The sequence below is a fragment of the Candidatus Poriferisodalis sp. genome (assembly GCF_965208925.1).
Lineage (GTDB): Bacteria > Actinomycetota > Acidimicrobiia > Acidimicrobiales > Poriferisodalaceae > Poriferisodalis.
Map to the genome: position 1 here is coordinate 3,001,970 of NZ_OZ242364.1, position 22,006 is coordinate 3,023,975.

Genomic DNA, 22,006 nt, shown 5'->3' on the forward strand with positions numbered 1-22,006 from the left:
GTCGCGGCAACCCGTTCGCTGTCAGTCGAACTTGGGCGGTCGCTTCTCCACGAAGGCCCGCTGGGCCTCGCGAGCATCGCTGCTGTGGAACGTCTCGCCTTCCAGGCTGAGCGACAGCGGCAGGATCTGGGCCGACATCTGCCTGATCCAGTTGTTGATGGGCACCTTCGACGCGCTGATGGCCTTCTGCGGTCCCGCGGCGAGCTGCCCGGCTTTCTCCAGCGCCGTGTCGAGGATTGCGTCGTCGTCCACCAGGAAATTGACGAGGCCCATGTCGTAGAGCATCTCGCCGGTGACCCGCTCGCCGGTCATCAGGTGCCACTTGGCCCGGTTGACGCCCATCAGCAACGGCCAGATGACCTGGCCGCCGTCGCCGGCACCGATGCCCATGTTGACGTGCGTGTCGGCGAACACCGAGCTGTGGCCGGCCACCACCACATCGCACAGCAGGGCGATGTTGGCGCCCAGGCCCATGGCGTAGCCCTGCACGGCGGAGATGATGGGCTTGCGCAGCTCGAGCAGGTGGTCGACGATCTGGCGTCCTTCTTCGAAGCTGACCGCCGGACCGCCGGTGTCGCTGAAATCGCCGCCAGCGCAGAATGCCCGGCCGGTACCAGCGAGCACCACCACCTTCACGTCGTCGTCGGTCTGGGCGTCGCGGGTGAACGAGGCCATCTCGTGATGCATCTGCCCGTTCACGGCATTGAGCCGCTCGGGCCGGTTCAGCGTGACCACGGCAACGCCGTTGTCTCGCTTGTCGATCAGCATTGCCTGGTAGTTCGCTTGGTCCAGCGGCATGACAAGCCTCCTCGTGTCCGCAGTCAGTGCTGGAGGCTCAACGTACTGCGGTGAGACGGTGCCCGACTGTCCTCGCTGAGCTTGATCGACCTCATCGGGTAGCGGTGAGGACTCTTCCCACCTGGGTGTGGGGCCGGCCGACGATTCGCTCGTAGTTCGCCGGGTCGGTGGCACCCTCGGTGACCATGATCAGCACGGTGGCGCTCGCCGGGTCCTCCAGCGCCGCTGAGCCCTCCTCATCGGCCAGGAGCGCCCGCACCCCGGCCAGCGAGGCGCTTCCGGTCTCGCCGGCGACCACTTGGGCGTCGGCCAAGTCCCCCATTGCTGCGCCTGCAGCGTCGCTGTTCACCGAGACGCACCACTCGACACCGCTCGCCATCATCGGCCACGCCAGCGGCGACGGCACCCCGCAGTTGAGGCCGACCATGATCGACCGGTGCGGGCCGGGAGTCTCGGTGATCTCGCCGTTGATGGTGGACAGCTGTACGCAGTTGGCGTCGTCAGGCTCCACCGACACCAGCACCGGACGGTGAGCGCCGCTGCGGAAGTGAGTGACCGCAGCGGCCATGAAGGCACCGACGCCGACGGGCACTGCGACCAGATCGGGCGGTGCGATGCCGTTGGCGGCCAGCGCATCGTCGACTTCGGCGAAGATCGTCGTGTAGCCCTCCGCGACATTGGCGGGGATGGTCTCGTAGCCGGGCCACGAGGTGTCGGACACGACGAGACAGCGATCGCCGGCCATCTCGGCACTCTGTTCGATGGCGTCGTCGTACGTGCCGTCCACGACGGTCACGGTCGCGCTCTCGCCCTCGATGGCGGCGATCCGAGCCTCCGATGTGCCGTCGGGCACCAGGATGTGCGCATCGAATCCCAGCAGGCGCGCCATGAACGCGACCGCCCGGCCGTGGTTGCCGTCAGTTGCTGCGGCCAGGGTCATGGGCCTCAAATGGGCCAGGCTGGCTGCCAGCTCGTTGATGTTCGCCCACGGCGGCGGCTCGCCGCCGATGTGCTCGCAGATGGCGCGATACGACGCCCACGATGCGCCCAATATCTTGAACGAAGGCAGGCCCATGCGCTGCGTCTCGGCCTTCACCAGCACCCGCCCCACGCCGAGACTGTCGGCCAGCCGGGGAGCATCCACGACCAGCGTCGGTGCGTATGCAGGCAACCGGCGGTGAAACGCCATCACCTCCGGCGGCACTGCCGGCCAGTTGCGCCCGTCGAACAGCGGGTTCCGGTTGACCAGAGCACCCATTGCTGACCTCCCTCAATCCAGAGACTCAGTCGAGTTCGTCGAGTGCGGCGAAGAGCCGCTGCGCCTGCTCGGCTGCCTTGGCCCGCACCTCGGCGGGGTCGACACGCGTCGCCGTGCCGCCTGCCAGCACCTGCTCACCGTCGATCGTGATGTCGAGCGGGTGCACCCCGGGCGTGTAGGCGAGATGCCACGGGTCGGCGCTGGGATAGGACCAGCGCACGGTGTCGTTGCGGGCTCCGGGCATCAGCTCCCAGCCCTGGGCGAGCCACTCCCACGGCGGATCCGGCGAGGCGGTGACGTCGTGCTCGCGCAGCCGGGCGTAGGCCACCCGGAACTCGTCGAGCATGTCTGAGCCGATGCCGTCGGTGCCCAGCGCAATCGGGTTCGTGGCCGCGAAGCGCACCGGATCGGCGTAGCCGACCGCGTTGTTCATGTTGGAACGCGGGTTGTGCACGACGGTGCCGCGCAGACCGTGGTCGTCCTGCAGGTGCACGCCATGGATCAGCAGCCAGCGCTCGTCGGTGAGGCCGGCCAGCCTCATTGCGGCATCAGCGTCGGGCGGGCCCTCGGCGACATGAATGTGCACGCCGACGTCGTGTCGGCGAGCCATGTCGGCTGCCGCGGCCAGCGTGTCGTCGGTGCACGTGAAGGCTGCATGAACGCCCACGTAGCCGCGGCCGCCGGCGGCGAGAAAGCGGTCGTTCTCCGCCAATCCCCGCCTGGCCCCATCCGCACCATGACGGTCGGTCACTCCGTAGCAGCAGCTGATCCGCACCCCGACTTCGGCGCAGGCGTCCGCGATCACATCCAGCGAGCCCTCGATGGCGTTGGGAGACTCATGATGATCGACGATCGCCGTGCAGCCGGTCTCCAGCGCTTCCAGAGCGCCCAGCTTCGCCGACCACTCCAGCATCTCCAGGTCGAGCGCCCGGTCGAGGCGCCACCACACCAGCTCGAGGATCTCAGCGAAGCCTCCGGGCGTACGCGGCGGGGCCGGCATGCCCCGGGCCAGCGCGGAATAGAGGTGGTGATGCGAGCACACCAGTCCCGGCGTCGTCGCACCCTCCTCGCTCACGGCTGCGAGCGTAACCCCGGCCCCGGTGCCGATTGGGCAGATTCGGCAGAGCCAGGAGCAGGCAAGTCAGGCTCGCGGGCGTGGCTCCGCTACCGACGGAGCGCCGGAAGGATCTCGACGAGGCGACCGAGCTGTATGTCCACGTTCGGCGACGCCAGCCGGATGCAGATGTGCTGGCAGCCTGCGTCGATGTAGCTCTGCAGCCACGCCGCGATGTCATCGGCCGTACCGGATTTTGTGCCCATGATGCGGCGCAGCACTTCGATCTGGACGCCGTAGTACAGCATGGCGTGCTCAGCCACTTCGGCTGCCGCGGTGTCGGGCTCGCCGATGTTGACGGTCAGGTAGGCCGCAGCCGCGATCGACGCCGGATCACGGCCTGCGTCGGCCGCATGACTGCGCACGGTCGCAAGCTGATCGGCGAACGCGTCCACTGCGGGGGCGGTGGGGAACCATCCGTCGAAGTGCCGGCCGGCACGTTCAAGCCCGCGAGGCCCCGAGCCGCCCAGCCACAGGCGCGGCCCGCCCTCGCTGACGCACACCGGCTGCAGCCGCTGCTGGGCAGGCGTGCCTTCGGCTCGCCAGAGCTCGCGGGCTCGATGGACGATCTCCATCATCCGGGTGCCCCGACGACCGTAATCGGCCCCGACCAGATCGAAATCGGTGTTGACCTCTGCTCCGGGCGGCCCTGCCCCCACGCCCAGGATGAGGCGGCCGCCGGACAGCGCGTCCACCGTGGCAGCCTGCTGCGCGAGCTGCTCGGCACTGCGCATCGAGGCCAGCAGCACCGCCGTGCCGAGATCGATGCGTTCGGTGGCAGCCGCTACGGCCGCCAGCACCGAGAGCGGCTCGGCCCTCGGCTTGGCCAGCAGGGAGTCGCCAATCCACGCAACGTCGAAGCCGAGCTCTTCGGCTCGCACGGCCCAGGCCACCAGCCGCCGGGGATCGCCGTCATGGGGCGGGTACATCGCCAGCTCACGCGAGGGCAGGAGCAGGCCGAAGGTGACTGGTCCAGGTGAGGTCATGGCGAGAACTCTGCCACTCCCGTCGCCTGGGCGCGGTGAGGAGGGCTCAGGCGGTCAGACCCAGGCGTCAGCTCGCTCGCGGTTGGAAGGGTTGCGCATCGGCAGCTCGTTGTGCCAGACGCCCTCGTGCTCGCGCAGCGCAGCCGCCACCGCGCCGGCTGTCGGCACCAGCCCGATCTCGCCGACGCCCTTGATGCCGTAGGGGGCACCGGGCTGCGGCGATTCCACCAGGATCACGTCGACGTCGGGCATGTCCTTGGGCCGGATGATCGCAAGGCTGCGCAGGGTGGAGTTGAGGGGTCGCCCGTCGGCGTCGGCCGGAAAGCCCTCGCTGAGCGCATAGCCCAGACCCATGTGCACGCTGCCCTCGATCTGACCCTCGCACAAGATCGGATTCACGGCCCGTCCCACGTCGTGGGCTGCGATGACCCGCTCGACGTTGCCCGTGTCAGGGTCAAGGATCACGACCTGGGCGGCGTAACCGAACGTGGAGTGGATGACCGGGTTCTCAAGGCCTTCCGAGAGCGAGTTGGTCCAGTCCACCCGGTACTCGCCCTCGTAGTCCACTTCCGGCTTGCAGCCGTCGGCCAGCGCTGCGCGGCACGCGTCGGCGACCGCTCCTGCGCCCATGAGCGTGCCGCGGCTGCCGGTGGTCTGGCCTGCACCGAGTTCGCGGGTGGAGTCCACGATCACCCGCACTGCCTCGGGATCGACGCCCAGCTCCTCCACTGCCACCTGCAGCGCCACCGTGTGCACGCCCTGGCCCATCTCGGTCCAGCAGTGGCGGACCTCCACGGTGCCGTCAGCACAGAAGCGCACGATCGCCTTGGCGATCTCCTTGAAGCCGTTGCCCAGACCCGAGTTTTTCAACCCGAGCCCGATGCCGACGGGCTTGCCGGCAGCACGGGCAGCCTCGTAGGGCTCGCGCACCGCATCGAGGCAGGCCTGGGCGCCGAGACAGCCGTCATCCATGATCTGGCCCGGTCCCCACACTCCCCCGGGCACCACCACGTTGCGCTGGCGCATCTCGAAGCCACTGATGCCCACCGCCTCGGCCAACCGGTCCATCACGCCTTCCATGGCGAACTGGGCCTGATTGGCGCCGAATCCCCGGAACGCACCGCAGACGGGGTTATTGGTGCGCACCGCGACGGACTCGACGTCGACCGCCGGCACCAGATACGGGCCCGTGGCGTGACCCGCCGACCGTTCCAGCACCTTCATGCCCACCGAGGCGTACGGGCCCGAGTCGCCGAACATGCGTGCCCGCACGGCAGTGAGCTTGCCGCCGGCGTCACAGCCCACTTCGTAGGTCATGCGGATCGGGTGCCGCTTCGGGTGCATCAGCAGCGATTCCTCACGCGACAGCGTGATGCGCACCGGGCGGCCGGTCAGCCATGCCGCGAGCGCGGTGTGCGCCTGGTTGGACATGTCCTCCTTGCCACCGAATGCGCCGCCGTTGGACACCAGCTCGGTAGTGACCACCGATGGGTCGAGCGCCAGCACCGCAGCAATGTCGTTGCGGTCGTCCCAGATGCCCTGCCCGCCGGTGTAGACGTGCAGCCCGGCGGGAAGCCCGTTGGCAGGCGTGGGCACGGCCAGGGTCGACTCGGGTTCGAGGTAGGCGTGCTCGATGCGCTGCGTCTGGAAGGTCTCGGTCACCACATGTGCAGAGCCGGCCAGCGCAGCATTGACATCCCCACGGGAGTACGTCGAGCGAGACAGGATGTTGCCGTCGAGCTCCCACACAGCATCGACATCGCTGTCCTTCACCCGCACTGGGTCTGTCATGGGCTCGAGGACGTCGTAGGACACCTCGATCAGCTCGGCGGCCCGTCTGGCAGCGGGACGGTTGTCGGCCACGACGATCGCCAGCACATCGCCGAGGTACGACGTGCGCCCGCCGACCGGGATCATGACCGGCCAATCCTTGTGAATGAGGCCCACTCGCAAGACGCCGGGGATGTCGGCGGCGGTGAACACTGCCTGCACGCCGGGCACTGTCGCGGCCGCACTCGTGTCGATTGCCAGTACATCGGCACGGGCGTGATCGGCGAAGCGCAGGGCGCCGTGCAGCATCCCGTCGGGATACATGTCGTCGATGTAGGGGCGGCTGCCCAGCGTGAGCTCGCGGGCCTCGTAGCGCACGCCCGAGCTGCCGACGCCCTTGGGCGGCAACGCCACCGGCACCTCCCCGGCCGCCAGCGACTCCACAGCGTCGAGAATCTTGGTGTAGCCAGTGCAGCGGCACAGGTGGCCGCCCAGGTGCCGGCTGGCTTCCTCCCGGGTCAGCGCCGAGCCTTTGCGATCCAGAAGGGCCTTCAGCCGCACCACGATGCCGGGGGTGCAGAATCCGCACTGCAGCGCGCCGTAGGCCGCGAACGTGTCCGCCATCGCGTCCACTTCGGCCTCGTCGAAGCCTTCAACGGTGGTGATCTCTGTGCCGGCTGAGCGCTCCAGGCTGGTCTGGCAGGCCACCCGGGCCTTGCCGTCCACCAGCACCGTGCAGCAGCCGCATTGGCCCGACGGAGCGCAGCCGTCCTTGGGCGAGATGATCCCCAGCTCATCTCGCAGCGCCGCCAGCAGATGCTCGTGATCGCTGGAGACCGTGACCGGCGAGCCGTTCAACACGAACTCGGTCGTCATCGACATCCTCGTCTCTGGGACCACAGAGTTCTCCTGGTCCCCTCCCCGCAGGCCATTGTCGCACCGCTGCACGGCCATTCACACCACCAACGCTCTGTGCTGACTGTGGCAGCGGCTATGGCGGCGGGATGACGCCCTTCTGCTGACCAATCAACTGGTAGGTCTCGGGGCGCCGGTAACGGCTGAAGTCGAACAGCGTGTCCTTGTACTGGGAGCACCAGTCCAGATCGCACTGGGCGGTGATGAGCTCATCGCCGTCGGTGACGGCCTGGGCCACGATCTGGCCGGACGGCGCGATCACCGCCGAGTGCGCCAGCGATTCCACGCCCTCCTCGGTGCCGCCCTTGGCGACACCGATCACCCAGGTGCCGTTCTGGTAGGCGCCCGCCTGCATCACGAGGTGATTGTGAAACGCCTGCAGCGGATCCTGGACGGGGTCTGGCGCGTAGTGCAGCGGCGTGTTGTAGCCGATAAAGATCATCTCGACGCCCTGGAGGCCCATGACCCGGTAGGTCTCGGGCCAGCGCCGGTCGTTGCACAGCGCGATGCCCATGACGCCGCCGAAGGCGCGCCACACGCTGAAGCCCTCCGTGGATTCCTCGAAGTAGCGACGCTCGAGGTGCTGGAACGGCCGCTGCGGCTCGTGCTCCTCGTGGCCGGGGATGTGCACCTTGCGGTACTTGGCGACGAGGCTGCCGCTGCGATCGACGAGGATGGCCGTGTTGTAGCGGTGCCCGTCGGGTGTCAGCTCGGCGTATCCCAGGTGGAAGCCGATGCCGAGGCGCTTGGCCTCGTCGAACAGCGGCTGCGTCTGTGCCGACGGCATCTCGGTCTCGAAGTACGACAGCAGCTCAGGCGAGTCGTCGGGGAAGTACCAGCGGGGGAAGAACGTGGTGAGCGCCAATTCCGGGAACACCACAACCTCGCATCCGCGGTCTGCGCCTTGGTGCAGCAATGCGATCAGCCGCTCGACAACCTTGGCGCGGGTCTCGTAGCGGGCGATGGGCCCGAGCTGCGCGGCACCGACCGTGAGCGGTCTCACGCGGCCGTCCCATTGCCGGCAGCATCTCGATCGCCGGCAAGTGCGCTGTCGATGTCGCCGTTGGCGAGACGCCACACGACATCGGCGAGCAGGTTCGCCCCCGCCTCGATGTCTTCGGGCGACGTGTACTCGGCCGGGTTGTGGCTGACACCGTCGAAGCTGGGCACGAAGATCATCGCTGTCGGGCACACACGGGCCAGCATCTGAGCATCGTGGCCTGCGCCTGACGGCATCCGGCGGTGCGTCAGGCCCGCTTCCGCGGCGCAGCGTTCGACCAGATCGATGACTGCTGGATGGAACTCGACCGGCTCGAAACGGGCGGTGCGTCGCATGGCGGCGTCGAGGTGCTCACCTTCGGCGATGCGGCTGACAATCTCGTCGAGGCGGGCCTCCGCGTGCTGCAGCATCGGTTCGGAGGTGTTGCGCAAGTCGACGGTCATCACCGCCGCGCCGGCGATGACATTGACCAGATTGGGCACCAGCGAGATGGAGCCCACCGTGCCGACCTGCGAATCACCGATGTTGTGCGCCAGCTCCCGCACCTCGCCGGCGATGCGGCATGCGGCCAGCCCCGCATCGCGCCGCAGCGGCATCGGCGTTGTGCCGGCGTGGTTGGACTGGCCGCTGAGCGTGACCTCGGTCCACGAGATGCCCTGGACGCCTTCCACCACACCGATCTGCGTCTCATGGAACTCCAGCACCGGCCCCTGCTCAATGTGCAGTTCCATGTAGGCGTAAGGCACGGTTCCGGGCACGGGGGCGGGGCCGCGGTAGCCGATGCGGTCCAGCTCGTCGCCGACGGCGATGCCGTCGCGGTCGGTGATCTCCAAGGCTTCCTCGAGCGCCATGCCCCCGACGTAGGCGAGGCTGCCCAGCATGTCGGGCGCGAACCGGCTGCCTTCCTCGTCGGTGAAGTAGGCCACCGACAGGGGCCGAGCGGGTGTCTGGCCGCTCGCCAGCACCGACTCGATGACCTCCAAGCCGGCGAGCACACCGAGGTTGCCGTCGTAGCGACCTCCCGTAGCGACCGTATCGATGTGGCTGCCCATCATCACCGAGTCGGCGACCCGTCCGGGCTCTGTGCAGGCGACCACGTTCCCGAGCCCGTCGACGGTGAGCTCCAGCCCGAGATCGGCCATCCAGGTGCCGACCAGATCGCGCCCGTCCCGGTCCTCGTCGGTGAGCGCGAGGCGGCAGTTGCCCTGCGTGCCCTCGATGGCACCGATCTGCGCCAGCGCGTCGAGGCGCCCCATCAGGCGCGCCCCGTCGATGCGCGGTGCTCCCCCTCCCGATCCGCTCATTGGCTCATTCTCTCATCGCACGAGGCTGAACCCGCATCACGGCCCGTCTACACGAAGGTGGCAGCGACCTCGTCGTTGAGCTCGTTGATCATCTCATCCCACAGCCGGGGCAGGCCTCTCAGCGAGTCCCAGAAGGCCTGGTCGCGGCGTGCCTCGAAATCCTCCAGCGGGACCCCCTGCTGCTCGACCCAGGTGTAGTAGCCGAGGTTGAAGATTCGGTCCCGGCCCCGGTCCGACAGCACTTCGATATGGGGGGCATCGTCGCTGCGGGCATCAGGAGCGAGATGGCGTTCGATGATGCCCCTGGCGGTGCCTGCATCGAAGCTGTCCGGATAGCGCTCCGCAAGGTGCCGCTCACGCTCGGAGTAGTACATCTCGAACCCGTCGGTGGCGACGGTCATCACCACGTCATCAGCGCCGAGGCCCAGCTCGTTGGCGGCCCGGGCTGCGGCCAGGGTGTTGCAGATCGACGAGTAACCGAAGTGCCCAAGCTCGTCCAGCACCCATGAAGCGGCCCCGAGGTGCTCGCGCAGCGCGTCGCGCCCGGGCTCGGTGTTGAACACGAGCCCGAGGCCGTCGGTCGCACGATCACTGACGCCGACGATGACGTCGGTGTTCATGACGTTATGGATCAGCGGGATGTGCTTGTCGCCGATGCCCTGAATGTTGTGCTCGCCGTAGCCGTTGTAGAGCATGGTCGGGCACTCCAGCGCCTCCACCGCGACGATCTGCGCGCCGTGAGCGTCCTTGAGCCGGTCGCCGGCGCCGAGCGTGCCGGCCGAGCCGCTGGCTGCCACGAATGCGGCCAGGTTCGGCTCGGAGCCCGCGGACGCGCCCTGGCGCAGGTGTTCGAACACGGCCAGGAGCGCCGCTCCGGTCACCTCATAGTGCCCGATGTGGTTCGAGAACTCGCTGAACTGGTTCAGGATGAAGTTCGCCGGGTCCAAAGACAGCTCGGCGCAGGCGTCGTAGATCTCCTTGACATTGCTCTCCGAGCCGGGAGTGCGGATGACGTCGGCGGGGTCGGCAACCCAGCGGGCCAGCCATTCGAAACGCTCGCGGCTCATGTTCTCGGGCAGCACGGCCACGCCGCGGCACGCCATGATGCGGCTGATGGCCACGCCGCCGCGGGCGTAGTTGCCGGTGGACGGCCACACGGCCCGGTGCCGGGTCGGGTCGAATTGCCCTGAAACCACCCGGGGCGCCAGGCAGGAGTACGCGGCGAGCACCTTGTGCGCGCCGATCATCGGGAAGCGGTTGCCGAACAGCACCACCACCTGTGCGTCGGTGCCGGTCAGCTCGCTCGGCAGCACGACATGCTCGGGAACCTCAGTCCGGCCCCCGGCGCCGTCGTTGAACCAATGCACCCGGAACAGGTTCAGAGGATCGGCGAAGTCAGGGTCGACGTCGGCGAGGGCGCTGTCGATGTCGGGATCGATCAACGAGGGGTCGGCCAGCTCGGCGAAGGTCGGCAAGCGGATGCCCTGCTCCCGGAACCGCTCGACAACGTGAGCGCGTCCATCAGAGTCGGTGACGTCGGTGGCGAGCTGGGCTGCGTAGCTGGCGGGAAACGCAACTGCGGTCCCATTCGACCCAGTTGACTCAGGTGACACAGTGTGGTCGGCCATACCCAGCCGAGGCTATGTTCCGCGAAGCGCTCCGGATGCCCGCGGCACGGGTATCGGGGACAGATGGGAGGCCTGCAATCCATGGCGGCAGATCGATGACATCGACACGGAATGCGCTGTACCTGCAGGATGCCCACACCATCACCGAGGCGGTGGGCTTCACGCAGTACGCGGAGGAACACGGATTCGAGGCCGTCTGGCAGGCCGATTCACGGCTGGTGCGCGAGGCCAGCGTGCCCATGGCCGCGTTCGCGGCCACGACGTCTCGCATCAAGGTGGGTGCCGGCGTCATCGACATCTGGTCGCGCAACGCGGCTCGTCTGGCGTCCATGTTCTCGACGCTTGACGATCTCGCTCCAGGCCGCATCATCTGCGGGCTGGGCGCGTGGTGGGATCCGCTGGCGGCGAAGGTCGGCATCAGCCGGGCCCGGCCGCTCGGCGCGATGCGCGAGGTCACCGCCGTCGTGCGGGCATTGCTCGCCAACGAGAACGTCACGTTCCACGGCGAGCATGTGCACCTCGACGATGTCGAGCTGGACTACGTGTACCAGGAGCGACGGCCGAAGGACGTGCCCATCTACATCGGCGCCACCGGCATGAAGATGATGGAGCTGACCGGCGAGATCGCCGACGGCGTCGTGCTCAACTACCTCGTCTCGCCCGACTACAACAGCCGTGCCATGGAGGCGCTGGAGCGGGGTGCTGCGAAGGCAGGCCGCAGTGTGGACGACCTGGACCGGCCCCAGCTCGTGGTGTGCTCGGTACACGAGGACCGTGCGACGGCGCTGGACATGGCCCGCAACATGGTCACCCAGTACTTGGGTCAGCAGCCGCACATCATGAAAGCCTCAGGCGTGCCGGACTCGCTGCTCGAAGACGTCGGCAAGGTCTTGACGTGGCCGGCCACGGCCGAACAGGTCGAAGCGGCATCACGCCTCGTGCCCGACGACATCGTGCAGATGCTCACCGCATCGGGCACGCCCGCGGAGGCCCGCGAGGCGGTCGACGGCTATCTGGCCAACGGCGCCACCTGCCCGATCCTGTACCCGCTCGGCGACGTGCACGCGATGATCGACGCCTTCGCCGTCTGAGTCCGCGGCGGGTGACGGTCTAGTAGCCCAATTCGGTGGCGGCGCGCTCGAGCGCCACGGTGACCGACCAGTGCGTGCGGGCGAGCCGCAGATCGTCGTTCGAACCGTCGGCATACAGCCCCGCGGCGCTCATCCAGAACGCGGCTGAACGCATTGCATACAGCAGCTGGTAGTAGGCACAGCGCTCCTCGTCGATCTCGATGCCCGTGGCCTGCTGGTACCGCTCGAAGAACAGCTCCCGGGGCACCACGTTCGACAACAGCTCGGTGCCTTCCCGGTTGAGCTCGGTGAGCACGTAGGCCACGTCGTACATCGGGTCGCCGATGACCTGCAGCTCCCAATCCAAGATCGCTGACACCCGGTCGCCGTCGATCAGCACGTTGCCGGTGCGATACGCGCCGTGCACCAGCGTCAGCCGGTCGACGGGCGGCGCGTGGTGCCGGAGCCAGCCGATCACGTCGATGAGGATCGGGTGGACCTCGTGGCCGGAGGCATCGATGAGGCTGTGCCACTTGTCGATCTCGCGATGAGCGAAGTCGTTGCCGTCCTCGGGCACGCCGAGGAAGTCCAGCCCTGCAGACCGCCAGTCGACGTTGTGCACTGCGGCAAGTGCGTCGGTGAAGCTGGCCGGCAGCACGCCGCGTTCCGCTGCGGCCGCGTAGAACTCCCGGCCGGCGCGCCGCCAGGGGCTCGGGCACACGCCCGGCACTCGTTCCATGATCAACGCAGGCGCGCCCAGCACGGCAGGATCGGGTTCGTGCCAGTGAGCACGCGGGGCGAGCACACCGGTTCCCTCCAGGCACTTCAGCACACGGAATTGCTCGCCGAGGTCGGACTTGTCGCGCAGCAGGGCGTTGCCGGGATCGCGCCGCAGGCACAGACCCATGCGCTGTTCGCTGCCGTCCTGCGACCAGACCGCATCGAGGAGCCAGGTCTCGTGGGACCACCCGACCGCAATGCGCTCCATGTCGCAGACCTCGACGGGCATCGTCGTGGCGAGTCGCTCAGCTAGGTAGTCGCTGAGAACCGATGCCAACTCGGCTCGATCTGCCGGTGTCGTATCGGCCATGCTCACCGGGCGATGTCCATGCGTCGATCGATGTCACGGCGCAGCACCGAACGGATCGCTTCGAGCGCTGCGGCCGCTGCAGGACGTTCGGGGCCCCAGCTATAGAGCGCCTCCACCACGGGTCCCAGTGACATCACCTCCGGGTCGTCCTGCAGCCGGGCCAGTGCCGAGCGAACCTCCTCGGGAGCTGCCTGCGACTGCGAAGCCCCATCGATGCCGACGATCTCGCCCAGGCCTGAGGCCAGCTCGGCGAGGTCGGCGGCTTCGGCATCCCGGTGACGCTCCCCGAGCGCCGCCTCGCGAGCGAGTCGCTCCAAGATCACCGCGGCCATGTGGGCCTGCGTGCGCAGGTACTCGCCGTCGACTGCCGGTGCGATCTCGCGACGCAGCCCCTCGGCGAGGCGCCCCAGCAGCTCATGGCTCTCGAAGCTCATCTGCGACTGCCTCGAGCGTGCGCGGACTGAATCGCCTCCTCGTTGCATTGAATGTTGCCTCCCGCTCTTGTTCGCTCCGCTCACGGGCCGCTCGGGCCACGGCTTCGCCATTCGGCTCAGCCTCGTGTCGACCAATCGCCGCTGCGCTTGGCGGCGGCGAAGCGATGAGTGGGCCACATGTCCTGGTCCTCGCCCCACCAAGTTCCCGCTCCGGCGACGTCCCAACGAATGAGGCTGTTGATGTCAATGAAGCTGTGGCGATTGATGACGATGCGGCTCACCGGATGTCCCACCGCCTCGAAGCGATCGCCGGCGGCGTCGACCGCGTCGATCCGGATCTCGGCGATCCAGCCTTCGGCGGAGCGCCGCACACTCCGTTCACCGCCGATCAGCGTGACCTGGGTGTCGCCGCGTTGGACGAACCCGTAGGCCACTCGGTCTTTGCCGTCGCGTGTGTTCGCCACTGCCAGGAAGCCCGATCCGCCCTCGCCGGCGCCGGTCACGTAGGCCGCCTGGCGGGGCCGATCCTCGGGACGCCGACCCCACGTGCGGTCCCGCATGGACCAGCAGTCGATGCCGATGTGCACGCCGTTCACCTCGATGCTGCCGGTGACGTGACCGATCTGGTCGAAATGGGCGGAATGGCCGAACGTCGAATCGCCTGCCGTCAGCGGCCGCGGCGGCAGCACGGCATCGAATCTGAGGTCGGCGCTGAGGCGGCCCGGATCGTCGAAGCCGAGGCGGTAGCTCATAGTGGGCACTTCGACCTCGATGCGGACGCCGTTCGGCAACGTTGCGTCGCGCAAATCCAGCTCAGGTGGCAACGCCAGCGCCGTGAGATTCGAGCTGTAGAGCACCTCCCATGGCAGATGCGCCGAGTCGTCCCACACCCAGGCACCGCCGGCGATGGTGCCGATGTTGTGGCGAGCCATTGTGTAGAGCCAGCCACCGAGCTTCCTCTCGGCGTGGTGGAACGAGAACCACGCCGTCTCGGTGAACCACCAGTCGTCGCCCCGCAGGTGGTCATGAAAGCCGTCGTCGGCCGCAGTGAACACCACCGCAGTGTCAGATTGCCCGCTCACCCGGCGCATCGTAGGTCGGTGTACGTACAGAGACTGGCTGATTTGAGGTGCAATAACATTGATTTTCAATAAATTCAGTTGATTTCAGCCGGACGATCTGTTGAAGTGCCCGCATGACATCGAACGACAACGAACCACTCCCAGGGCACACGGACGGAGCAGCGGGATGACCGGGGACCTGGCGTCCCTGCTGGCAGCAGGCGTTCCAAGGCCGCTGTTCTACGCGTGGTCGGTATTGGTCATGGCGATCTGCGTCGTGGGCCATCTCCGGATTCAGCGGCGCTACCGCCGGCTCGTCAGGAAAACCGAAGCCGATCTGCGGCGCCTCGGGCAGCGAATAGATGAATACGCGAAGAAGATCGACGAATACGACGCGGACATCATGCAGATTCGAGCCGAACTCGACGCCTATGGTGCATGGAGCGAGGCGAACGACCGCTTCTTCCACCACGGCCTGGTGGCTGTCTCCCACCTCCTCGGTGCGCGAGCACTGCCTGCGCGCCGAGCATGCATCGGCGAGCGACGCAGCACGATCGTGCAGCAAGCAACCGCAACGGCGTGGCGGCCCAAACCGATCCGCGCTGCGAACCCCGCGTCAGGCCCTGCTTCGACGATGCAGGTGCAGCGCCGCACATGCACATGATCGCAACCGCAGGCCGCGGCGAGGACACCCGGCGACGCGTACTGTTGGCGGCATGGCTGAGCTTGCGCGTTTCACCTTGGACACACCAGATGAGGAGATCGTCGAGGTGGTGCGCATCGACGGTGGCGCCATCATCGAGGACGCCATCGACGTCGACCTGCTGAACCGGCTCGAGGACGAGCTACGACCCTGGATCGACCGCACGCCGGGCGGCCTCGACAACTTCAGCGGCGCCAACACGACACGCACCGGCGCCCTCGTGGCGCGTTCGCCGGCATGCCGGGAGCTGGTGATGCACCCCAAGGTCATCGACATGGCCAACCGCTTCCTCAGCCCGTACACCAACAAGATCCAGCTGCACCTGACGCAGGTCATCAACATCAAGCCGGGACAGGGAACCCAACCGCTGCACCGCGACCGCCTGGCGTGGGGCGGCTACATCCCCGACGAGATCGACCCGCAGTTCAACACGATGTGGGCGATGACCGACTTTACGCCCGAGAACGGCGGAACGCGGATCGTTCCGGGCAGCCCCGGGTGGGAAGAAGACCGCCGGGCCACCGCTGACGAGAAGACCCAGGCCGCCATGGGCGCCGGCTCGGTACTGCTGTACTCGGGGTCGGTGATCCACGGAGGCGGCGAGAACTGCACCGACGCCGACCGCACCGGCATCAACATCACCTACACGCTGGGCTGGCTGCGCACCGAGGAGAACCAGTTCCTGTCGTGCCCGCCTGAGGTCGCCAAAGACCTCGATCCCGAGCTGGCGGATCTGATGGGGTACTCGATGGGCAACTACGCCTTGGGCTACTACTCGGACCCCCACGACATGCCAGGTCCGGTAGACCTGCTCACGCCTGAGATGGTGCTGGGCCGCAAGCCCAGTTCGAAGCACTCCAACTCGGGGCTCCTGCTCCCAGCCGAGTGAACCGAACACTTCAGAATCGGCGCGATCGGGCGCTGGGTGCCGGCGCGCAGCTCTTCTACTCCGAGCCGCTGCACCTCGTGCGAGGCGACGGCGTGGAGCTCTTCGACGCGGACGGCCGCCGCTACCTCGACATGTACAACAACGTGCCCTGCGTGGGTCATGGCAACGCCCGCGTGGCCGAGGCGATGGCCGCCCAGCAGGCCACGCTGAACGTGCACAGCCGCTACCTCGACGAAGGCATCGTCAGCTTCGCCGAGCGCCTCGTGGGGCTGCACCATGACGGCATCGAGAGCGCCGTCATCAGCTGCACCGGCACCGAAGCCGTAGAAGTCGCGATGAACATGGCTCGCATTGCGACAGGCCGCCGCGGCGTCATCGCCACGAACGCCACGTATCACGGCAACAGCGAAGCGGTGATCGCGCTGCGCCAAGCGGCAAGCCGACCCGATGGGTACCCCGACGTCGCCACATTCCCGTTCCCGCAACGATTCCGTCCGATCCGGGCAGGACTCGATGATCAGGCGCTCGCTGACGCCTATCTCGACGAGCTTGCGGCAGCGGTCCAGCGCCTGGAGTCGTCGGGTGCTGGCGTGGCTGCGCTCATCGTCTGTTCGATCCAAGCCAACGAGGGTCTGCCGGACATCCCAGGAAATTTCATGGCGCAGGCAGCAGAATACGTGCGCAATGCCGGAGGCCTGGTGATCGCCGACGAGGTACAAGCCGGCTATTGCCGGACCGGTCGCTGGTGGGGCTACGAGGTCACCGGCTTCGAGCCCGACATCGCCGTGATGGGCAAACCCATGGGCAACGGCCTGCCGCTGGCGGCCACGGTCGCCAGCCGGGATCTGGTGGGACGCTTCCGTGGCGCAACCCGGTACTTCAATACGTATGCGGCGAGCCCGTTGCAGGCGGCCGTCGGACACGCCGTCATCGACGAGATCGAAGAGCGAGAACTGGCAGCCAGCGTCACCGATCTTGGGCACGGCTTGAAGGCGGCACTGGTCGAACGGGCCGAGCAATCATCGTGGATGGCCGATGTGCGGGGCCACGGTCTCTTCCTCGGCGTGGAGATGGTGGAATCCGGCTGCGAGCTGATTCCGGATCGCACACGAGCGGTCGAGTTCACCGAACGTCTGAAGGACCAGGGCATTCTGGCCTCAAATGCCGGGGCGTACGCCAATGTGCTGAAGGTCCGGCCTCCGCTGGTCTTGGAGCAGTCCCACGCTGAGGAATTCCTCGCTGCATTCGACGCGGTGATCGCCGACATCGATGGATAAGCGCTGGCTGAGTGCGGCGCACCATGCGCTCGATGCCTTCGGCGTGGCAGCAGCCCACCTTGAGCTGGTCGGGGTGAGCGAGAACATCACGTTCCGGGCAGTCGAATCCGGTTCCCGGCAGGCCTACGTGCTGCGGCTGCATCGGCCCGGCTATCACACTGCCGAAGAGCTCGACTCGGAGCGAGTGTGGCTGGCAGCGCTACGCGATTCCGGAATCGCTGTGCCCACACCGGTCAATACCCCAGACGGCCGCTTCTTCGTGCCGGTGGAGATCGGGCCTAGCGAGATTCGCCAAGCCGGGCTCAACCTGTGGGCTGACGGGGAGATCGTTGGCATCCTGCTGACACAGCCCGGCGGCACCAGCGAATCACTCTCGAAGATCGCAGAACCGTTCGGCCAGCTCGGCGGCTTGATGGCCGCGATGCACAACCAAGCGGCATCGTGGATCCCGCCGCCATCGTTCCGGCGTCACCGCTTGGATGTGGACGGCTTGCTCGGAGATGCGCCCTTTTGGGGCCCGTTCTGGGAACATCCCAAGCTGACTGCCGACGAGCGCAGCCTGCTACTGCAAACCCGAGACGCCTGCCGGGTGGCACTGGACCGGTACGGCGAGCCCGAGCGCACGTTCAGCATGATCCATGCCGACCTGCATCTGGCGAACTTGCTGGTCAACGACGGTCAGCTTGCGGTCATCGACTTCGATGACGCCGGGTTCGGCTGGCACCAGTACGACATTGCAGTTGCCATGTATCACTCGCGGGCGGCACCCGACTTCGACGAGGCCGCATCCGCCTTCCTGCGCAGCTATCGAGCTGTGCGCCCTATCAGCGACGACGACCTCGGCTTGGTGCCGATGTTCGAGCTGATCCGGGGCATGGCCATCATCGGTTGGAAGGCGCAGCGGCCCGAAGTGGAATGGCCTGACGGCCAATTCGAGCTGTTGCTGAGCGGTGTGCTCGGCGGCTGCCGACGCTTCCTGGAGGGGTGCCGTGTGGGAGATCACTGAGCCTGATCTGGCGCCGATCGCTCTGGGAGCGGCAGTGCTGGGTACCGGCGGCGGCGGCAATCCCTACCTCGGTCGGCTGCGGGTGTTGCAGGTGATGCGGTCTGGCGGCCGGGTGCAGGTGATCGAACCCGATGAGATCGCCGACGACGACCTGCTGGTGGCTGTCGGCGGCATGGGCTCGCCGATGGTGAGCCACGAGAAGCTGGCCGGCGGTGATGAGGAAACCGTGGCCGCCCGAGCGCTGGAGCAGCACCTCGGCCGAAAATTCGACGCCATCGCGCCGTTCGAGATGGGCGGCAGCAATTCGATGGTGCCGATGGTCGTGGCTGCCGACATGGGCATTCCCATCGTCAACGGCGACGGCATGGGGCGGGCGTTCCCTGAACTGCAGATGATCACCTACCTGATCTACGGCGGCAGTCCCTACCCCGCCGCCATCGCGGATGAGCGTGGCAGCCAAGTGGTCATCGCCGAGGTGCCCGACGCCAAGTGGCTTGAGCGCATTGCAAGGGCGGCCACAGTCGAGATGGGCGCACATACCGGTCTGGCGTCCGCCGTGATGGATGGGGCGTACTGCCGGCGTTCAATCATTCCCAACACGCTGCGTCTGGCGAGCGAGATCGGGCACGCCGTGCATCGGGCTCGTGAGGTCAAGGATGATCCGACCGAGGCGATCCTGGGCGTCGCCGGAGGCATGCGCTACCTGCGCGGCAAGGTGACTGATGTGCACCGGCGCAACGCAGCCGGATTCGCACGCGGCCAGATGACGGTGGCGGGCATCGAGGACGACGCCGGGCGCACCATCCGCATCGACTTCCAGAACGAGAACCTCGCCATCTACGAGGACGACGTGCCCCAGGTGATGGTGCCCGACCTCATCACGCTGGTCACCACCGACACCGGTGAACCGATCACCACCGAACTGCTGCGGTTCGGCGTTCGCGCCGATGTGCTGGTGCTTCCGGCGCCCGACCTGTTGCGAACACCCGAGGCGCTGGCCGTCGTCGGCCCGCACGCCTTCGGCATCGACGCCGAGTATCAACCTGCTGTCTAATGCGAGCGCCGAAGCTTCGCCGGCGCCCGCCCGAAAAAAGCGCCGTCGCTACGCTCCGGCACTCGCAGAAGTCAACGGCAGTACTTCTCGGGCGGTGAGGTCGATGATCTCGGCGAGTCGGTCGGTGGCGAGCGGGGCCAACGCCACCGAGTCGGCGCCGCCGTCCCACAGCGCGCGGATCTTGGCGGCGCATTCGGCCGGCGTTCCTGCCACGGTCAGGTCGGCAACCCACTGGTCCGGCATCCCGTCCCGGACGGCGGCGTACCCGCCCTGATCGATGAGGACTCGCAGCTCGTCTGAGATCCCGTAGACATCAGTGAGGGCGTTGGGCCCGTGCTGGCGGTAGAACGCGAGTGAAGCCCGAGCCGAGTCGCGGGCCGCTTGGCCGTCTTCGTCTACTGCGTAGAGGGCGAACACCGTGATCGGATGGGGATCAGTGCGTCCCACCAGCTCGCGGCCTTCGTCGATGCGCTCCTTGGCCCATTCGACATAGCGCAGGCTGGAGCACACCGACAGCACGGTGCCGTCGGCGATCTCACCGCTGAGGCGCAGCATGTTCGGGCCCGACACACCGAGGCGCACGGGCATCGGCGAGCCGATCTCAGGGAAGGTGAGTTTGACGTTGTTGAACTCGAACACCTGGCCACGGCGGTCCAGGGTTTCTCCGGCCAGCAGCGACTTGACCGAAGTGACGCACTCGCGCACCGCAGCCAGGGGCGACCGCGGATGGAGGCCCATCTGACGGACCCACGCCGGCACTCCCAGCCCCACGCCTGCGATCAACCGTTGCGGGGACGAGCGGCTCAGCGTGGCGAGCTCCATCGCCAGCACCGAGGGATGCCGTGCCACCGCCGACACCACGCCGAGGCCGACGGTGATCTCGCTGGTCGCTCCCAGCACCACCGAGGCGCCCGAGATGCCGCCGGTGAAGAAGTAGTCCTCTGCCAGCCAGATCTCGTCGAAGCCGCTCGATTCGGCCTGCGCTGCAGCAGCGGCAATGGACTCGGGGGCGATGGCGCTGCCGAGGATGAGGCTGATCTTGCCTTGGTCATTCACGTGCTCGTCCCCTTCTGGACCGAACCGTTCGTGGTATCCAGCGCCAGATCGCCGACGGCCTTCACCCGCACGCGGATGGCGTTGGAGGGCAGATACGTCAGCGGGATCTCGTCCACGTCGGTGATCTCCACCGTCGAGGGCTCGGCGCCCGCTTCGATCGCACGTTGAGCGGTGACGTTGCGCGCCTCGGCCATGGCCTGGTCTCGTGTCATCGCCGCCATCGAGTACACCCGATCGGTTTCCGCGCCGACCTGGGCGATCGCGGCGCCGATGGCGCTGGCCACCGAGAAGTGATCCGGCCGGATGGTCTCCGAGGCTCCCGCCAGCCCGTCTCGCACCAGCACTCCCCCACCGCCGACGATGACAACCGGCACGGGATCGGCCGAGGTCTTCATCTGCTCGACGGCCGTCGCAAGCATGTCCTGCACGCGATCGACCGCATCGCCGACCAGCGTCTCATCGAGAGCGCCGACGGTGTTCGCGTCGCCGATCTCGGCCATGCCGGCGGCAGTGGCCACGTCGGTGGCGGTCAGCTCGACGCCGCCGAAGACGAGCGCCCGTTCGGTGAGCTCGTAGCCGACGCTGTCCGGCCCGACCGTCACACCGGCGGCGACGCCGTTGGCGGAACGCACCAGGCTCCCGCCGCCCAGCCCGAGCGACAGCACATCGGGCATGCGGAAGTTGGTCCGCACCCCGGCCACCGACACTGCGGTGGAGGCCTCGCGCGGGAAACCATGCACCAGCACGCCGATGTCCGACGTGGTGCCGCCCACGTCGATGACGACTCCGTCGCGAATGCCGCTCAGGAAGGCTGCCCCCCGCATCGAGTTGGTGGGCCCCGAGGCGAACGTGGCCACGGGATAACGGCGGGCGAAGTCGGCGCTCATGAGCGTGCCGTCGTTCTGGCTGACGTGCAGCGGGCAGTCCAAGCCCAGCTGCACGAGGGCCTCGACGAGCCCTGCAACCGTGCGCTCGGCCAATGGGCGCAGGCAGGCGTTCACGATGGCGGCGTTCTCGCGTTCGAGCAGTCCGAGCCTGCCGATCTCGCTGGAGAGGCTGATGTCTAGTTCCGGCACCTCGTCGAGGAGCACCTCTTGCGCCTCGTGCTCGTAGCTGTCGTCCACCGGCGAGAACACCGACGCCACAGCGACCGAGCGCACTCCCTTCGCGGCAATGCCACGGGCTGCTGCCCGCAGCTCGTCGTGGTCGATCGGGGTGATCAAGCGCCCGTCGAACTCGTGCCCGCCGTGACACAGGTAGACGTGATCGCCGAGCACCTCTCGCAGCCGGTCGGGCCAGTCGATGAACGGCGGGATGCCCTTGGTGGCGGGCAGCCCGAGGCGCACGACCGCCGTCGGCACCAGCCGGCGGCCCTCCACCAGGGCGTTCGTGAAGTGGGTGGTGCCGATCATGACGGCACCGATCTCAGCGGCCGACAGGTCGTTGCCGGTGAGCAGCGACCGCACGGCGGTCACGATGCCAGCGGTGACATCGGATGTCGTGACGGCCTTGGCCCAGCCCGCCACCTCGTCGCCGGACATGGCCACAGCGTCGGTATTGGTGCCGCCGACATCGACACCGATGCGCAGGGTG

At 67.6% G+C, this 22,006-nt stretch carries 19 protein-coding genes; 6 read left to right on the forward strand and 13 right to left on the reverse strand.

Annotated features, from left to right (window positions below; genetic code table 11):
* Positions 1-21: 21 nt before the first annotated feature.
* The 8 genes from ACOGI5_RS13205 to ACOGI5_RS13240 all read right to left on the reverse strand — a co-directional run bounded on the left by ACOGI5_RS13205 (position 22) and on the right by ACOGI5_RS13240 (position 10,773).
* Complete coding sequence (locus ACOGI5_RS13205; RefSeq protein WP_419864872.1) at positions 22-798, reverse strand: enoyl-CoA hydratase-related protein; 777 nt, start codon at positions 796-798, stop codon at positions 22-24.
* A 91-nt stretch (positions 799-889) separates the two neighbouring features.
* Positions 890-2,056: a diaminopropionate ammonia-lyase gene (locus ACOGI5_RS13210; RefSeq protein ID WP_419864873.1), complete on the reverse strand. Its 1,167-nt coding sequence runs from the start codon at positions 2,054-2,056 to the stop codon at positions 890-892.
* Positions 2,057-2,081: 25 nt separating this feature from the next.
* Entirely contained in the window at positions 2,082-3,131 is a 1,050-nt protein-coding gene (locus tag ACOGI5_RS13215; RefSeq protein WP_419864874.1) for an amidohydrolase family protein, read from the reverse strand.
* 89 nt (positions 3,132-3,220) lie between these two features.
* Positions 3,221-4,156 (reverse strand): LLM class flavin-dependent oxidoreductase, encoded by a 936-nt coding sequence (locus tag ACOGI5_RS13220; protein ID WP_419864875.1) that lies wholly within the window; start codon positions 4,154-4,156, stop codon positions 3,221-3,223.
* A 54-nt stretch (positions 4,157-4,210) separates the two neighbouring features.
* Positions 4,211-6,802, reverse strand: coding sequence for a molybdopterin cofactor-binding domain-containing protein (locus ACOGI5_RS13225; protein ID WP_419864876.1), 2,592 nt, complete (start codon positions 6,800-6,802; stop codon positions 4,211-4,213).
* Between the two features lie 115 nt (positions 6,803-6,917).
* Entirely contained in the window at positions 6,918-7,844 is a 927-nt protein-coding gene (locus tag ACOGI5_RS13230; RefSeq protein WP_419864877.1) for an N-carbamoyl-D-amino-acid hydrolase, read from the reverse strand.
* Positions 7,841-9,145 carry a Zn-dependent hydrolase gene (locus tag ACOGI5_RS13235; RefSeq protein WP_419864878.1) on the reverse strand — a complete coding sequence of 435 codons (1,305 nt, stop codon included), beginning with the start codon at positions 9,143-9,145 and terminating at the stop codon, positions 7,841-7,843. Before ACOGI5_RS13235 ends, ACOGI5_RS13230 begins: the two co-directional genes overlap by 4 nt.
* A 47-nt stretch (positions 9,146-9,192) precedes the next feature.
* Entirely contained in the window at positions 9,193-10,773 is a 1,581-nt protein-coding gene (locus ACOGI5_RS13240) for a pyridoxal-phosphate dependent enzyme (protein ID WP_419864879.1), read from the reverse strand.
* 95 nt (positions 10,774-10,868) lie between these two features.
* On the opposite strand from ACOGI5_RS13240, the gene ACOGI5_RS13245 reads away from it, so the two are divergent.
* Positions 10,869-11,864 carry an LLM class flavin-dependent oxidoreductase gene (locus ACOGI5_RS13245; protein ID WP_419864880.1) on the forward strand — a complete coding sequence of 332 codons (996 nt, stop codon included), beginning with the start codon at positions 10,869-10,871 and terminating at the stop codon, positions 11,862-11,864.
* A gap of 19 nt (positions 11,865-11,883) precedes the next feature.
* Here the strand turns inward: ACOGI5_RS13245 and ACOGI5_RS13250 are convergent, their stop codons facing one another.
* The 3 genes from ACOGI5_RS13250 to ACOGI5_RS13260 form a co-directional block, all read right to left on the reverse strand.
* Complete coding sequence (locus tag ACOGI5_RS13250; RefSeq protein WP_419865489.1) at positions 11,884-12,933, reverse strand: phosphotransferase family protein; 1,050 nt, start codon at positions 12,931-12,933, stop codon at positions 11,884-11,886.
* Between the two features lie 2 nt (positions 12,934-12,935).
* A complete protein-coding gene (locus ACOGI5_RS13255; protein WP_419864881.1) occupies positions 12,936-13,367 on the reverse strand; it encodes a hypothetical protein in 432 nt (143 codons plus the stop codon).
* A 116-nt stretch (positions 13,368-13,483) separates the two neighbouring features.
* The gene (locus ACOGI5_RS13260; protein WP_419864882.1) at positions 13,484-14,449 is read right to left on the reverse strand and encodes a DUF7065 domain-containing protein; all 966 of its coding nucleotides are present in this window, start codon (positions 14,447-14,449) and stop codon (positions 13,484-13,486) included.
* A gap of 166 nt (positions 14,450-14,615) precedes the next feature.
* Between ACOGI5_RS13260 and ACOGI5_RS13265 the strand changes: the two genes are divergently transcribed.
* From ACOGI5_RS13265 to ACOGI5_RS13285, 5 genes are read left to right on the forward strand one after another with little or no spacing between them, the layout of a single operon-like run.
* Positions 14,616-15,092, forward strand: coding sequence for a hypothetical protein (locus ACOGI5_RS13265; protein ID WP_419864883.1), 477 nt, complete (start codon positions 14,616-14,618; stop codon positions 15,090-15,092).
* Between the two features lie 52 nt (positions 15,093-15,144).
* Complete coding sequence (locus tag ACOGI5_RS13270; RefSeq protein ID WP_419864884.1) at positions 15,145-16,020, forward strand: phytanoyl-CoA dioxygenase family protein; 876 nt, start codon at positions 15,145-15,147, stop codon at positions 16,018-16,020.
* Positions 16,017-17,297, forward strand: coding sequence for an aspartate aminotransferase family protein (locus tag ACOGI5_RS13275; protein WP_419864885.1), 1,281 nt, complete (start codon positions 16,017-16,019; stop codon positions 17,295-17,297). Before ACOGI5_RS13270 ends, ACOGI5_RS13275 begins: the two co-directional genes overlap by 4 nt.
* Positions 17,290-18,303: a phosphotransferase enzyme family protein gene (locus ACOGI5_RS13280; RefSeq protein ID WP_419864886.1), complete on the forward strand. Its 1,014-nt coding sequence runs from the start codon at positions 17,290-17,292 to the stop codon at positions 18,301-18,303. The genes ACOGI5_RS13275 and ACOGI5_RS13280 overlap by 8 nt, the downstream gene beginning before the upstream one ends.
* Complete coding sequence (locus ACOGI5_RS13285) at positions 18,287-19,357, forward strand: DUF917 domain-containing protein (RefSeq protein WP_419864887.1); 1,071 nt, start codon at positions 18,287-18,289, stop codon at positions 19,355-19,357. The genes ACOGI5_RS13280 and ACOGI5_RS13285 overlap by 17 nt, the downstream gene beginning before the upstream one ends.
* A gap of 48 nt (positions 19,358-19,405) precedes the next feature.
* On the opposite strand, the gene ACOGI5_RS13290 is transcribed toward ACOGI5_RS13285, so the two are convergent.
* Both ACOGI5_RS13290 and ACOGI5_RS13295 read right to left on the reverse strand, forming a co-directional pair.
* The gene (locus ACOGI5_RS13290) at positions 19,406-20,413 is read right to left on the reverse strand and encodes an LLM class flavin-dependent oxidoreductase (protein WP_419864888.1); all 1,008 of its coding nucleotides are present in this window, start codon (positions 20,411-20,413) and stop codon (positions 19,406-19,408) included.
* Positions 20,410-22,002 carry a hydantoinase/oxoprolinase N-terminal domain-containing protein gene (locus ACOGI5_RS13295; RefSeq protein WP_419865490.1) on the reverse strand — a complete coding sequence of 531 codons (1,593 nt, stop codon included), beginning with the start codon at positions 22,000-22,002 and terminating at the stop codon, positions 20,410-20,412. Before ACOGI5_RS13295 ends, ACOGI5_RS13290 begins: the two co-directional genes overlap by 4 nt.
* Positions 22,003-22,006 lie beyond the last annotated feature (4 nt).

Coding starts and splice junctions, on each gene's coding strand:
- ACOGI5_RS13205 (WP_419864872.1), bottom strand. CDS start 798: ATGCCGCTGGACCAAGCGAACTACCAGGCAATGCTGATCGACAAGCGA.
- ACOGI5_RS13210 (WP_419864873.1), bottom strand. CDS start 2,056: ATGGGTGCTCTGGTCAACCGGAACCCGCTGTTCGACGGGCGCAACTGG.
- ACOGI5_RS13220 (WP_419864875.1), bottom strand. CDS start 4,156: ATGACCTCACCTGGACCAGTCACCTTCGGCCTGCTCCTGCCCTCGCGT.
- ACOGI5_RS13225 (WP_419864876.1), bottom strand. CDS start 6,802: ATGACGACCGAGTTCGTGTTGAACGGCTCGCCGGTCACGGTCTCCAGC.
- ACOGI5_RS13235 (WP_419864878.1), bottom strand. CDS start 9,145: ATGAGCGGATCGGGAGGGGGAGCACCGCGCATCGACGGGGCGCGCCTG.
- ACOGI5_RS13240 (WP_419864879.1), bottom strand. CDS start 10,773: ATGGCCGACCACACTGTGTCACCTGAGTCAACTGGGTCGAATGGGACC.
- ACOGI5_RS13245 (WP_419864880.1), top strand. CDS start 10,869: ATGACATCGACACGGAATGCGCTGTACCTGCAGGATGCCCACACCATC.
- ACOGI5_RS13250 (WP_419865489.1), bottom strand. CDS start 12,933: ATGGCCGATACGACACCGGCAGATCGAGCCGAGTTGGCATCGGTTCTC.
- ACOGI5_RS13255 (WP_419864881.1), bottom strand. CDS start 13,367: ATGAGCTTCGAGAGCCATGAGCTGCTGGGGCGCCTCGCCGAGGGGCTG.
- ACOGI5_RS13265 (WP_419864883.1), top strand. CDS start 14,616: ATGACCGGGGACCTGGCGTCCCTGCTGGCAGCAGGCGTTCCAAGGCCG.
- ACOGI5_RS13270 (WP_419864884.1), top strand. CDS start 15,145: ATGGCTGAGCTTGCGCGTTTCACCTTGGACACACCAGATGAGGAGATC.
- ACOGI5_RS13280 (WP_419864886.1), top strand. CDS start 17,290: ATGGATAAGCGCTGGCTGAGTGCGGCGCACCATGCGCTCGATGCCTTC.